The organism is Bacillus cereus group sp. Bce019 (genome assembly GCF_051781745.1).
Classification (GTDB): Bacteria; Bacillota; Bacilli; order Bacillales; family Bacillaceae_G; genus Bacillus_A; species Bacillus_A cereus.
The window spans coordinates 124228-137741 of record NZ_JBPWJX010000006.1 but is presented as its reverse complement, the minus strand read 5'-3'; the positions used below and the strand labels follow the sequence as shown (position 1 = coordinate 137741).

Here is a 13514-nt window from a genome sequence, read left to right as displayed (position 1 = left end):
ATTACCCCTCTTTCTTACTTTCTATATTCCGCTTCGCTTCTTTAATAGCAAGCTCTATGAAAGCCACTGGATCGTTTATCATTTTTCCATGTCCTGCCGCAAGCAAGGAAGGCTCATATTCTCTTAACTTCTCTGCACTTTGTAATGATATTTCTTTGCTCCACGTTGCCATCGCCGGAAACGGAAACCAAAATTTCATTTGTCCTGAAACAGCCATACCTCCTCTTGTTTGGAATGCATCTCCGACAATCAGAGCTTTATTTCTTACATCAAGAAACGACATGGAGCCTGGCGTATGTCCCGGTGTCATAATCGCAAGAAGCGATCCAACTCGGTCGCCATCTTCTAATAAAATATCAGGTACCGTTTTTATCTTTTTAGGTACACCGCCTTTTATTGGCGTATTCGGTTCATCCTTTTGTAACGTCGTATCTCCTTCTAACAGCTTTCCGTCCCGCTTAGAAATATAGACTGGAACATGAGGAAGTACTTCTTTTAATGCGTCTAATGCACCGATGTGATCATCATGCGCATGTGTTAATACAATCTTAGTAATTGGTTTTCCTATTTTCTCAGCCGCCTGTAAAATACCTTTTGCGCTATATGGCAAAGCCGCATCAATTAAAGTTAAACCAGCTTCTTCCTCCACAAAGTAACAATTCACAGGAAACACTCTTGGCAAAAATGACAATTGATATACCGTTTTTTCATGTATCATCCTCATAGTCCCATCTCCCTTTTCACAAAAACTAATACCATTAGTTTTATTATACTAATGGTATTAGTTTTATGTCACTAAAAAAGTTTTTTTCAAAAAAAGAACAGTAGCCGTATAAACGACTACTGTTCTTTAAAGATATTAAACTGTGTAACGCTCATCTTCTAAAATTTTCGCAGCGATTTCACGTTTCTTCGGAATTACGTTAAGTGGTGTGTGGCGAGTTAATTTACGTAATGATGATAACATCATGCGCAGCATGTCGCCGTTTTCAACTGCGATAAGTGTTTCTTTCGCATCTGCTTCGATTTCGTTAAATGCTTCTTGGCAGAATACTTCAGTGTATAACACTTTTTGTTTATTCTTTTCAAGACCAGTTGTTTTGATCGCTTTTTCTGTACGAAGAACAGCTGATTCCATTGCGTATAGATTGCTTACGATGTCAGCGATATTCACAAGAATTTCTTGCTCTTTATCTAATGCTTTACCGTATTTTTGAGCAGCTAATCCAGCTACCATTAAGCCGATTTTCTTCGCATTAGTTACTAAATACTTTTGAAGTGCTAATGGCTCATCGCCTACTTCTTCTGGCATCATCATCATTAACTCTTCTTGTAATTTTTGTGCTTTTTGAAGAAGTGGTAATTCACCTTTCATCGCTTTACGTAAGAACGTACCTGGTACGATTAGGCGGTTAATTTCGTTCGTTCCTTCGAAAATACGGTTAATACGAGAATCGCGGTACATTCTTTCAATCTCGTATTCTGCCATAAATCCGTAACCACCGTGAATTTGAACACCTTCATCTACTGTATAGTCTAATACTTCAGAACCGAATACTTTGTTTAAAGAGCACTCGATTGCATATTCAGCGATAGAAGCTGCTACCGCTTTACCGTCTTTTACTTCTTCTTCAGATAATGTGCTCATGCGGCTTTCGAATAAACCTACTGTACGATATACAGAACTTTCAGCTGCATATGTTTTTGCTGCCATATTCGCAAGTTTCTCTTGAATTAATGGGAAGCGAGCGATTGGTTGTTTGAACTGTTGACGTTGGTTTGCATATTGTGCTGAAATTTCTACTGCACGTTTCGCAGATCCAACTGTACCAACACCTAATTTATAACGACCGATATTTAAAATGTTGAATGCGATAATATGACCTTTACCGATTTCACCAAGTAAGTTTTCTTTCGGTACTAACGCATCTTCTAAAATTAACGTACGAGTTGAAGAACATTTAATACCCATTTTCTTTTCTTCTGGGCTTGTAGATACGCCAGCGTAGTCTTTCTCTACGATAAATGCTGAGAAGTGCTCTCCATCGATTTTTGCATATACAACGAATACGTCAGCAAATGCAGAGTTTGTAATCCACTGTTTTTCACCATTTAATACGTAATGTGTACCTTCTGCATTTAAACGTGCAGTTGTTTTTGCACCTAATGCGTCAGATCCTGAACCTGGCTCTGTTAATGCGTATGCAGCTAATTTTTCACCAGTTGCAAGTAATGGTAAATACTTTTTCTTTTGCTCTTCGTTACCGAATAATACGATTGGTAAAGATCCGATACCTACGTGAGCACCGTGAGTAATTGCAAAGCCACCAGCGCGAGAGAATTTCTCTGCGATTAACGCTGAGCTTACTTTATCAAGACCAATTCCGCCGTACTCTTCTGGTACGTCAGCGCCTAATAAACCAAGTTCCCCAGCTTCTTTTAAAAGACGAACTGAACGATCAAATTCATGTTGCTCTAAATATTCAAGCTCTGGAAGAACTTCATTTACGATAAAGTCCTCTGTCGTTTTTGCAATCATTTTATGCTCAGATGAAAAATCTTCTGGCGTAAACACTTGATCAATCGTAATCTCATCTACTAAAAAGCTACCGCCTTTAACCGCATTTCCTACTGTTTTTTCCATGAAAATTTCCTCCTTCATATTTTCATGAGCCGCTTCTCTCTTTTTGAAAGAAGCTGGCTCTCCCTTTTTTTATAAACCTTTGTTGCTTCCATTCTTTGCATTGGCAGCGTCTCGTTCTGAGCGAACCGCTTCCACTTTTTTTATAATCCAGTTCCAGTGGCTAAAACAGTCGGTCGTTTCCCCCCTTCCTTTGAGGCAAAAAGCGCCTCTTCGTCAGGGCTTCCAACGCCCTCCTGTTCTAAACGAGCCACCTGCACTTTTTTATAATCCAGTTCCAGCGGCTAGAATGTTCGGTGGCTTCGCTTCTTCCTGCGAGGCAGAGAACGCCTCTACGTCTGAAGCTCCATCCCCCTCACATTCTGAACGAGCCGCTTCCACTTTTTATAGTAATTCAAATACTCCCGCTGCTCCCATTCCGCCGCCGATACACATTGTTACGATACCGAATTGTTCGTTGCGGCGTTTCATTTCGTGAATAAGAGATAGTGTTAGTTTTGCTCCTGTACAGCCAAGTGGATGTCCAAGTGCGATTGCACCACCGTTTACGTTTACTTTTTCTTCATCTAAACCAAGTTCACGAATAACTTGAATTGATTGAGAAGCGAATGCTTCATTTAGTTCAAATAAGCCAATATCAGATAGCTCTAAGCCAGCTAGTTTTAGCGCTTTTGGAATTGCAGCGATTGGGCCGATTCCCATTACTTCTGGTGGCACGCCAGCTACTGCAAATGAACGGAATTTCGCAAGTGGCTTCATGCCATCGCTCACTGCTTTTTCGCGATCCATTAATAGTACAGATGCTGCACCGTCACTCATTTGTGAAGAGTTACCAGCTGTTACAGAACCGCGAACGTTAAATGCTGGACGTAATTTCCCTAAAATGTCTAGCGTCGTCTCTGCTCTTACACCTTCGTCTTGTGCGAAAGTGATTGTTTCTTCTTGCAGTTTATTGTTTGATCCAACAGTACGTAACGTTACATCTACAGATACTGTTTCATCAGCAAAGTTTCCTGCAGCTAATGCTTTCGCAGCGCGTTGATGACTTCTTACTGCAAATGCATCTTGCTCTTCACGAGAAATTCCATATTTCACAGCAACTTGCTCTGCTGTATGTCCCATACCCATATAATATTCTGGAGCCGCTTCTACAAGGCGACTATTCGGACGAACAACGTGTCCCATCATTGGAACTAAACTCATTGATTCTGCTCCGCCTGATAATACAGCTTCAGAGTGACCAAGCATAATGCGCTCTGCTCCGTAAGCGATACTTTGTAAACCTGAAGAACAGTAACGGTTAATTGTAATAGCTGGAACATCGTAAGAAAGTCCTGCTAATCCGCCGATATTTCGAGCCATATTTAAACCTTGCTCTGCTTCTGGCATCGCACAACCGAAAATTAAATCATCGATTGGTCCTTCATAATTCGCACGCTTTAACGTTTCCTTTACTACTAACGCCCCTAGATCGTCAGGACGAACTGTTTTTAATGAACCCCTCTTTGCTTTTCCAATTGGTGTTCTTGCTCCCGCAACAATGACAGCTTCTCTCATGAACGATATCTCCCCTCGTTATTAGTTACGTAATGGCTTTCCTTTTACAAGCATGTGCTGCATTCTTGCTTGTGATTTCATCTCACTTACTAAGCTAATAAATGCTTCACGTTCTACATCTAATAAATATTGCTCATCAACTTCTGTTCCGTACGGTACTTTTCCGCCCGCAATGACATATGCAAGTTTCTTCGCAATGTGAAGGTCATACTCTGAAATGTAACCAGATAAATGCATTGCTTCTGCACCAAGTGCAAGAGTTGCATATCCTGTTTCCCCAACAACTGGTATCTTTTTGCGGATCGGCGCTTTATAACCAGCTTCATATAAAGCAAGTGCTTTCTGTTTCGCATCGTATAGTAAGTGATCACCATTCACACTAATACCATCTTTATCACCTAAGAAGTTATGAGAAACTGCTTCTTGTCCTGAAGTTGAAACTTTCGCCATTGCGACTGTTTCGAACACTTTATTTGCAACTTTTTGCAGATCAAACTCTACACCGTTTGCCATTTTGTTTAAGTGTTTAATGTATAGCTCTTTATTACCGCCTCCGCCAGGGATTAAGCCAACACCAACTTCTACTAAGCCCATATACGTTTCACTAGAAGCTTGAATGCTCGCTGCTGGTAAGCAAACTTCTGTACCTCCGCCAAGCGTCATACCATATGGTGCTGCTACAACTGGCTTAGAAGAGTACTTAATTTTCGTCATTGCATCTTGGAAGTTTTTCACAACTAACTCAATTTCAAAGTAGTTGTCGTCTTGTGCTTCCATTAAGATCATTGCTAGGTTCGCACCAACGCAGAAGTTCTTCGATTGGTTACCGATAACAAGACCTTTATAATTCTTTTCTACTTCATCAACAGCGTAGTTAATCATTTGCGTAATATCCATACCGATTGCATTGCTCTTCGAATGGAACTCTAAGCAAAGGATGCCGTCGCCTAAATCAATTAAGCTCGCTCCGCTATTTTTCTTTAATACACCATTTTTCGCTTTTAATTGCTTAAGAGAAATTGCTTTTTTATTACGCTCGATTAGCTTATATTCGCCATTATCGTAATAGTAGCTATCGCCGTTATCATGTTTATAGAAAGTAGTGAAACCTTTCTCTAACATTTCTTTCACCCAAGTAGGAACAACTACGCCGTTTTCTTCCATCTTTTGAACAGATTTTTCAACGCCGATTGCATCCCACACTTCAAATGGCCCTTGCTCCCATCCGAAGCCCCACTTCATCGCTTGATCAATTGCAACGATATCGTCAGCAATTTCTTTATGAAGTTTTGCAGAGTATAAAAGAGTTGGTGTAATGATGTTCCATAATAACTCTCCTGCACGGTCTTTCGCATATACAAGCGCTTTCAATTTATTCGCTAATCCTTTTTCTTGTTTACTTAACTCTACGGATGCAGCTTTTAATTTTTTACGCGCTTCGTATTCCATCGTTTCAGGATTTAATTCCAAAATTTCTTTTCCTTGTTTTAAGAAGAAGCCTTGACCCGTTTTACTTCCAAGCCATTTTTTCTCAAGCATGTCATGCATGAAAGCTGGTACTTTAAATACATCACGCTCTTCTTCTTGCACATTTTCATATACGTTATTTGCAACGTGTACGAATGTATCTAAACCGACAACATCTAATGTGCGGAACGTTGCGCTCTTCGGACGACCAATAAGTGGGCCTGTTACAGAATCAACTTCCCCAATGCTATAGCCGCGTTTTACCATCTCTTGAAGAGTAACAAGTAAACCGTACGTACCGATGCGGTTTCCAATAAAGTTTGGTGTATCTTTTGCGATAACAACGCCTTTTCCAAGAACGTCTTCGCCAAATAGTTTCATGAAGCTTAATACTTGTGGATCTGTTTCTTTCGTCGGTATTACCTCTAGAAGTTTTAAATATCGTGGTGGGTTAAAAAAGTGTGTGCCTAAGAAGTGTTTCTGGAAGTCGTCTGAACGACCTTCTGCCATTTTTTCAACTGAAATACCTGACGTATTCGAGCTTACGATAGAACCCGGTTTACGAACCGCATCTACTTTTTCAAATAGTTTCTTTTTAATATCTAAGTTTTCAACTACTACTTCAATAATCCAATCTACATCAGCTAGACGCTCAAGGTCATCTTCTAAGTTACCTGCTTCAATCAGTGCTAAATTCCCTTTCACTGTCAGAGGAGCTGGTTTTTGCTTTAATAGTTTTTGCACAGCCGTATTACTAAAACGATTTCTCACACTTTTATGTTCTAATGTAAGTCCCTTCGCTTCTTCTTCTTTCGTAAGCGCAGGTGGTACAATATCAAGCAATAATGTCGGAATACCAATATTAGCTAAGTGTGCCGCAATTCCCGAACCCATTACGCCTGAACCTAGAACAGCAGCCTTTTTAATTTGGAACATCCAATTCTCCCCCTATTCTTGAATGAATGCTCATTCAATTTTTCGACATAAGTCGCAATCAATGAGTGAGCCTCTACTAATAAATATATGATACTGTTTAAATTTTCGCAATATATTTATTGATAAAATTTTCTGAAATAAATATTTTTCTTTTATTTGCCCATGCTATATATGTATTTTCTTCACTAAAATACACTTTCCCTTTTTATAATCTGACGAAACTGGAGGAATATATATGGCAAAACTTAAGAAGAACCCTTCAAAGGCTGGAATTAGTGCAGCTAGTGTAACTGGAAACGCAGGTCCGCATAACCACGGTGTTGAAAAAGGACGCCAAGGTAATAACCAACAATATAAAAAGCATAATATGGGCGAAAAATAACGCTATATTTTTGGGCAGAGAACGTGGCATAATGATTAATGGCTGCTTTTTCTGCCCAATTTATTTGTAACAAATGAGGGAATTATAATGAAACGAACAATAGTTATGATTGTAATGATTGCCACACTATTTACAGGGATGATTTTCTTCTCTTATGCACAAAGGCAACAAGCTGTAAGAGCTGATCAACCTAATATTACTGGGCAATATGGAGTTACAATCGATGCAGACACAGGTGAAGTTTTGTATGGAAAACGCGAAGACGAACGCTCTTATCCGGCTAGTATAGCCAAAATGATGACAACCCTTCTTTTACTAGAGAATGTAAAAGAAGATGAAGAAATTACAGTTACAGAAAACGCAATTAAAACAGAAAGTCAAAGTAAGAAAATTAAACTTCGTGCTGGGGAAAAGTTAAAACGTGATGAGGCATTAAAACTGATGCTTATCATTAGTGCAGATCCAATAGCTGAATCCATCGCAGAACATATTGCAGGATCAAAAAATGAATTTGTGAAAATGATGAATGCTAGAGCGAAGGAACTCGGTACAAAGCATGCGACTTTCAAGAATGCAAGTGGTGCTGATGCACTTGGAAATAAAGTATCGCCATATGACATTGCTATTATTACGAAAGAAGCATTAAAGTATCCAGTTGTTTTAGAATATATGAATTCAACACGTACAACTCTACATACTTCAGAACGCTCTCCAAACATCGCAAACTACGGACGAGAAGAACTATATGACGATCCATATGCGATTGGAAGTAAAAGCGGTCTATCAGCACTTGGCAAATATACAGTCGTAACAGTGGATGAAAAAGACGGTAAACGCGTCATTAACGTCGTATTATCTTCTACTCGCGCGCAACTATATCCTGATACGAAGAAAATGGCACATTATGCATTTCAGCAATTAAAATAACCAAGGAGTATTTTCTCCTTGGTTATTTTTTAACCATACCTTTTAATACGAACGCAACGTTTGCTGGACGCTCTGCTAGACGGCGCATGAAATATCCATACCAATCGTTTCCATAAGGTACGTAAACACGCATTTTGTAACCTTCTTTTACTAGCTCAAGTTGACGCTCATTACGAATACCATATAACATTTGGAATTCAAATTGATCCCTTGGAATATTATGTTCTTCAGCAAGTTTTTTTGTATATTCAATAATCGCTTCGTCATGTGAAGCAATTGCAGTATAATTTCCATTTAATAAGTGCATTTTAATAATCTTTTTATAATTGTCATCTACATCTTTCTTGTCCGGGAACGCCACTTCTTCAGGTTCTTTATAAGCTCCTTTTACAAGACGTAAATTAGGTTTATAAGCATTTAAATCCTCAATATCTTTTTCTGTACGATATAGGTAAGCTTGAATAACAGTACCAATATTATCGTACTCAGATTTTAACTGTTTAAAGATATCAATTGTCTTTCCACAGCGTGTATAGTCTTCCATATCAATTGTAACGAACACACCATTTTCTTTTGCAGCTTCTAAAATACGGCGCATATTGTTCATTACGATTTCATCAGAGATATCTAATCCCATAGAAGTCATCTTTAAAGAAAGCTGCGAATCAAGACCTTCTCTTCCAATTGCACGGATCGCTTCAATCGATTGGTTAGCCATTTCATTTGCTTCCGCTTCATTATCAACGAATTCACCTAAATAATCGATTGTTACACAAAGACCTTGCTTATTTAATTGTTGAATGGCAGCTGTCGCTAATTCAATCGTCTCCCCTGCGACGAAGCGACCTGCACCAAAGCGTAAACCGTACTTTTTAGCCAGTTTTGTTAGCGCTTTATTTTTAGATAAGAAAAGAAACGAATTTCGCATTAATTGTTCCATGTAATTCACCCCTATGACTGTAATTTATCTGTTTTTTACCCCTCTTCAAAATTATATCATTGTTTAAAATTATTGGATACAAATAATTATTTAGATAATTTATAAAATACTATAAAAACATTTAAAAACCTATATTTCTGCTTATAAATATACCTGAAATATTTTTCGACATTTAGAAAAATGGAGTTTAATAGGTATAAAATAGGCATGTCGAAAATATTCGACATGCCTATAAAACCCTTAATATTCCATGTAAATTATATAAGGATATTAATACAGAAAACTTGCGATTATATTTACCTCAAGTTTTTTTATTGCTCATTTCGCTTCTCTTCATTCAGCCTTTTAATATCTGTAATTAACTGTACCATCTCTTCTTTCGCATCTGGATAAGTTTCATTCCAATGCTTTACTAAAGCTGGCATCGTCTTAGCTATGTAAGAATACAGTGCCCACTTCTGTACCTGTTCTTTTCTCTCTTCATTGCTCTCTCCAAGTAACAGCTCAGTATATTTCTCCAGTAAACCATCAAACTGCTCGTTAAACTTTTCACTCATTTTATTTACCTCCTATATGAAAAAAGCAGCGAAGATCGCTGCTTTTTCTTATAATTTTGATCGAACAGAGTTTAATTTTTTCTCCATTGTGCTTACTTTATCACGACGATCATCAATACGAATTGTTGTTGCAACGCGCTGCGCACCTTTCGTATATGGAACTTCATGCATTTGTTGTATTACTTCTAGAATGACAGGAAGATCTCCTTCAATAATTGTATTCATCGGTGTTAATTGATACTTCACGCGATCCGCATTTTTCTCTAGCACCTTTTGTACTTCTGCTACATATTCACTAACACTTGGATTACCTGTTCCTACTGGAATAATCGATACATCAACAATTGCCATAGTAGTCTTCCTCCTATAATCGTTTCTTATATATCCATTGTCTATTTTACCGAAATCCTCATCATTTTACTAATATGTTACTCTTCCACTTTAAACTGCTCGACTAATCTTTCTAAATCTCTCATATGTTCTGTCAAACTTTCCATCGTGTGAGCTACCTTTTCTAAATGATTCACCTGTGATTCCGTTGCAGCATGTACCTCTTCAGAAACAGCTGCACTTTCTTGACTCGTACCAGCAATTGTATGCATTACCGCTGTAATTTCCCCTTGCTCATAACCTATGTTATGTACCTCTTCTACAATTTTTTCAACTGAAGTACTAATCGTATTTACAACTGACATAATTGTACGGAACTCCATTTCCGCCTCTGTCGTCACTTTATTTTGCACATCTGCAATGTCTTTCAATTTACTTACAACTTCTACAACCCTTTTTACTTCTAATTGTACATCACCAATCATCATTGTAATTTCTCCGGTTGCCTCTTTTGATTGTTCCGCTAATTTCCGAACCTCTTCAGCAACAACCGCAAATCCCTTACCTTGCTCACCTGCACGGGCAGCTTCAATCGATGCATTTAAAGCAAGTAAATTTGTTTGATCCGAAATACCTTTTATAAGCTCAACAACATTTTGAATCGATCCAACTCTTTGTTCTAACTTATCCGATGCTTCTTCTGTATGAACAACAATCGAAGATGATTGTCCCCTCGTACGGATTAAATTCCTCATTGTATTTAATCCTTGCTTAGATGCCTCTTCCGCTTTGCCAGCCACTCCTTTTATTTCACCAACGGAGCTATTCATTTGTTCTACTGACTCCGCCATATTCTCGAGCTGAGCTGAAACTTCATCCACACTATTCGCAAGAGTAGAAGCTCCTCCGCTCACATCATCCATCGCTCCTGAAACTTCTCTACTAGCCGCTACTGTTTCGTTCGTTAAATAATGTAAACTATTCGTTGATTGTTGCACCGTTGATACGCTGTTTTTAATTTTACTTACCATTTCATTCATTTGTTCAACCATATCATTAAAGTGCTTAGTCAACTCTCCAACTTCATCTTTACTTGTCACTTTCATTCGCAGCGTTAAATCGCCTTCTGCTACTTTTTGCACGTGATTCTTTAATAGTTGCAGCGGTCTTGCTAATCTTCTTGAGAACAAGTAGGAAGCTACGATTCCAACTAATAAACTAATACATGCCATTATAATAACTGTATTTCTCGTACTATTTAATAGCCCATCGATCGTTTCTTTCGGATAAAAGATTCCTATTGTCCATTTCATCGTATCAAATGATTGACTATAAACAACTACATCTTCACCTTTTATTGTAGTGACCGCATATTTTGTTACCTCTTTATTTAAGCTCTTTATAAGTGGCTCTTTAGAAACATCTTTCCCTATCTTTTCTGGATAAACAAGAGCCATATTTTTATCATTTATAATAAACATTTCTCCGTCATTATTGTATTGAATATTGTGAAGCAACTTCTGAATCGTCCCAAGCGATACATCCATCGCAACAACGCCTAATACAGATCCATCTTGAGCTGTAATTGCTTTAGAAACACCTACACTTAACTTTCCTGTTGCAATTTCATAAGAAGGTTGTCCCCAATGGACCTTTTTTACATCAGCCTCTGAATCTTTATACCATGGTCTTGTCGTTGGATCATATCCTTCTGGCACTTGCCCACCTTCAGCAAGATTGGCACTTAATGTTTTTTTATCTTTCGTACCAATATATAAATCTAAAATACCAGGATGATTCTTTTTATACTCCGCAAACTCTTTCGTTAAAAACGCTTCCTCTTCTGGAGTAACCCCACCTTGAAGTATATTACGAATCATCTCACTATTCGCGTAATACCCCATATCTTCATCCGTTCTTTGAACAAATGTCGTAAGTTGCTCTGTCACAAGATCCATCGCATTTTGAGAATACTCGTCTAAGGAACGCACTTCCTTTTCTTTCTGTAATTGATACACAGCTGTACCCAATATTACGAACATCATAGAAATAAGAACTGAAAACACTACCGCAATTTTTAAACGTAAACTTCTTAACATTTCCCCCCAGCATCCCGATACGATAAACTTAACTAAATCTATACAATTCAATAAAATTTACACGAGTTAGTGCTTCATCGTGTTCTCGCAACCCCGAAGGGACGAGGGGTATAACACTCCACACGAGGCAGTATCGTTACCTCCTATTATCAAGCATTTATTTTACCCATCTTGATAAATTTATCGAAGCATTTACATCCCTATCGTGATGGCTATTGCATGAAGCACAACGCCATTCACGAATCTTTAAACTCCACTGTCCTTCTGGTTGAACTGAATGGTCGTATTTAACGCCGCAACATGAGCAAATCTTGCTTGAAGCGAACCATTTATCAGCTTTTACATACGCAATGCCGTACTTCTCGCACTTGTATGACAAACATTGAAAGAAGAAGTTTAATTTTTGAAATGAAAATGCTTTCGATAGTTTTTTGTTTTTTAACAGGTTTGAAATAGATAAGTCTTCCACAACAATTCTCATTGGTTTGGTTTTCACCAATTTAGCTGTTGCTTGATGGATATGGTTATTTCGGATATTCGTAATTTTCCTAGATAACCGCAGGTGCTCAGCTTTCGCTTTTTCATATCCGGCGGATTGAATTTTCACACCTTTTTTAAATCTCCTAGACATATCTCTTTGCGCTGACTTTTTCCTTTTCAAAAGTTTTTTAACCTTAGCATCTTTGTTTATATTTCGTTCTTTCATACCATTAGAAGCTACAAACAGCTCTTTTAAACCAACATCCACACCAATCGACTCATCGGTTAATTCTCGTGATTCAAAGTCTTCTTGGAACCCTACACTCATCCACCAGTGACGACCGTCAAAGGTAACTCTTGGATTTGATGGTTTTTTATTTCTTGGTAGTTGTTGGCTTGTTTTCACTTCTCCAATAGACTGAATATGAACGACTTTCTTTCCTATAACCAGTCTTTCATAATTGGCATAAAATCCTTGAATTAAATCTTTTTTGGATTTATAAGAAGTGTGAGAACCATTTTTGTACTTTTTGAACGAATTTTTTCTCGCCGTATCAAAATCTTTTGAAGCCTGTTTGGGAACTTGTGCATTGATGTCCTTTAACCACTCATATCTCTTTCGCTTCTTGATCTTTGTAAATCGTTTCTGTAAAGCTAACTGTGAAACAGATTTTCCAAATAGCTTATAATATCTATCACTCATTCTTTTACAATAGTTATAAGCGAATCTTGCAGCACCAGCATGGTTTCTAAGCACTTGTTCTTGTTCAGGCGTTGGAATCATTCTAACTTTCTTCGCCAATATCATCAGAATGTAACTCCTTTAATGAAAGATTTGTTCTTCTGAATCGTAGCGTGTTCCACCAGCATTCTCCTGAGACTACTCGGATGCAAACCTGTTAATTCTGATACTTGACTAACTCGTGAAAATTTCATTATTATTCTCACCTCATTGAACCTAACATAGCACGTACGTTCGATATCTTCAATAAAGTTTGATAGATTCAATAAAATTTATCTTGTTCAACTAAGGGCGCAATTCCTTAGCCAGTTCTCTTATGAACTTCTCATGTTTTCACATGAGCGCAGACTATATGTTTATCTACTTAAAGATAGAGGATTTTTCCACCACCATAGGCTTGTGATGTACTCTCGTCAGTTATACGAGATAGTCGTTGAACGTTCATCTTATCACTTT

11 protein-coding genes are annotated in these 13514 nt (G+C 37.9%); 2 read left to right on the top strand and 9 right to left on the bottom strand.

The genetic code is table 11. The annotated features are described in order from the left end of the window. Position 1: 1 nt before the first annotated feature. The 4 genes from ACS2QP_RS11815 to ACS2QP_RS11800 all read right to left on the bottom strand — a co-directional run bounded on the left by ACS2QP_RS11815 (position 2) and on the right by ACS2QP_RS11800 (position 6601). Positions 2-724 carry an MBL fold metallo-hydrolase gene (locus ACS2QP_RS11815; protein ID WP_326263270.1) on the bottom strand — a complete coding sequence of 241 codons (723 nt, stop codon included), beginning with the start codon at positions 722-724 and terminating at the stop codon, positions 2-4. A gap of 135 nt (positions 725-859) precedes the next feature. Continuing rightward, positions 860-2644, bottom strand: a complete 1785-nt coding sequence (locus ACS2QP_RS11810) for an acyl-CoA dehydrogenase family protein (protein WP_000416291.1) — start codon at positions 2642-2644, stop codon at positions 860-862. A 381-nt stretch (positions 2645-3025) separates the two neighbouring features. Continuing rightward, positions 3026-4198, bottom strand: a complete 1173-nt coding sequence (locus tag ACS2QP_RS11805; RefSeq protein ID WP_001206345.1) for an acetyl-CoA C-acetyltransferase — start codon at positions 4196-4198, stop codon at positions 3026-3028. 21 nt (positions 4199-4219) lie between these two features. Continuing rightward, the gene (locus ACS2QP_RS11800) at positions 4220-6601 is read right to left on the bottom strand and encodes a 3-hydroxyacyl-CoA dehydrogenase/enoyl-CoA hydratase family protein (RefSeq protein WP_000486377.1); all 2382 of its coding nucleotides are present in this window, start codon (positions 6599-6601) and stop codon (positions 4220-4222) included. A 235-nt stretch (positions 6602-6836) separates the two neighbouring features. Between ACS2QP_RS11800 and ACS2QP_RS11795 the strand changes: the two genes are divergently transcribed. Both ACS2QP_RS11795 and ACS2QP_RS11790 read left to right on the top strand, forming a co-directional pair. Then, on the top strand, positions 6837-6983 hold the full coding sequence (locus tag ACS2QP_RS11795) for a YuzL family protein (protein WP_001096344.1): 147 nt from the start codon (positions 6837-6839) through the stop codon (positions 6981-6983). An 87-nt stretch (positions 6984-7070) separates the two neighbouring features. Beyond that, on the top strand, positions 7071-7910 hold the full coding sequence (locus ACS2QP_RS11790; RefSeq protein WP_000831462.1) for a D-alanyl-D-alanine carboxypeptidase family protein: 840 nt from the start codon (positions 7071-7073) through the stop codon (positions 7908-7910). Between the two features lie 22 nt (positions 7911-7932). Here the strand turns inward: ACS2QP_RS11790 and ACS2QP_RS11785 are convergent, their stop codons facing one another. The 5 genes from ACS2QP_RS11785 to ACS2QP_RS11765 form a co-directional block, all read right to left on the bottom strand. Beyond that, positions 7933-8850: a proline dehydrogenase family protein gene (locus tag ACS2QP_RS11785; protein WP_000436783.1), complete on the bottom strand. Its 918-nt coding sequence runs from the start codon at positions 8848-8850 to the stop codon at positions 7933-7935. Positions 8851-9161: 311 nt separating this feature from the next. Next, on the bottom strand, positions 9162-9407 hold the full coding sequence (locus ACS2QP_RS11780) for a YusU family protein (RefSeq protein WP_001290594.1): 246 nt from the start codon (positions 9405-9407) through the stop codon (positions 9162-9164). Positions 9408-9455: 48 nt separating this feature from the next. Then, positions 9456-9758, bottom strand: a complete 303-nt coding sequence (locus ACS2QP_RS11775; protein WP_001018860.1) for an MTH1187 family thiamine-binding protein — start codon at positions 9756-9758, stop codon at positions 9456-9458. Positions 9759-9835: 77 nt separating this feature from the next. Continuing rightward, positions 9836-11836, bottom strand: a complete 2001-nt coding sequence (locus ACS2QP_RS11770; protein WP_061666026.1) for a methyl-accepting chemotaxis protein — start codon at positions 11834-11836, stop codon at positions 9836-9838. 157 nt (positions 11837-11993) lie between these two features. Beyond that, positions 11994-13124, bottom strand: coding sequence for a transposase (locus tag ACS2QP_RS11765; RefSeq protein WP_326263271.1), 1131 nt, complete (start codon positions 13122-13124; stop codon positions 11994-11996). Positions 13125-13514: the final 390 nt, after the last annotated feature.

What these genes read in the sequence shown, in the direction of transcription:
- ACS2QP_RS11815 (WP_326263270.1), bottom strand. Translation starts at nt 724, where the DNA reads ATGAGGATGATACATGAAAAAACGGTATATCAATTGTCATTTTTGCCA.
- ACS2QP_RS11765 (WP_326263271.1), bottom strand. Translation starts at nt 13,124, where the DNA reads ATGATATTGGCGAAGAAAGTTAGAATGATTCCAACGCCTGAACAAGAA.
- ACS2QP_RS11795 (WP_001096344.1), top strand. Translation starts at nt 6,837, where the DNA reads ATGGCAAAACTTAAGAAGAACCCTTCAAAGGCTGGAATTAGTGCAGCT.
- ACS2QP_RS11805 (WP_001206345.1), bottom strand. Translation starts at nt 4,198, where the DNA reads ATGAGAGAAGCTGTCATTGTTGCGGGAGCAAGAACACCAATTGGAAAA.
- ACS2QP_RS11780 (WP_001290594.1), bottom strand. Translation starts at nt 9,407, where the DNA reads ATGAGTGAAAAGTTTAACGAGCAGTTTGATGGTTTACTGGAGAAATAT.
- ACS2QP_RS11790 (WP_000831462.1), top strand. Translation starts at nt 7,071, where the DNA reads ATGAAACGAACAATAGTTATGATTGTAATGATTGCCACACTATTTACA.
- ACS2QP_RS11775 (WP_001018860.1), bottom strand. Translation starts at nt 9,758, where the DNA reads ATGGCAATTGTTGATGTATCGATTATTCCAGTAGGAACAGGTAATCCA.
- ACS2QP_RS11800 (WP_000486377.1), bottom strand. Translation starts at nt 6,601, where the DNA reads ATGTTCCAAATTAAAAAGGCTGCTGTTCTAGGTTCAGGCGTAATGGGT.
- ACS2QP_RS11785 (WP_000436783.1), bottom strand. Translation starts at nt 8,850, where the DNA reads ATGGAACAATTAATGCGAAATTCGTTTCTTTTCTTATCTAAAAATAAA.
- ACS2QP_RS11810 (WP_000416291.1), bottom strand. Translation starts at nt 2,644, where the DNA reads ATGGAAAAAACAGTAGGAAATGCGGTTAAAGGCGGTAGCTTTTTAGTA.
- ACS2QP_RS11770 (WP_061666026.1), bottom strand. Translation starts at nt 11,836, where the DNA reads ATGTTAAGAAGTTTACGTTTAAAAATTGCGGTAGTGTTTTCAGTTCTT.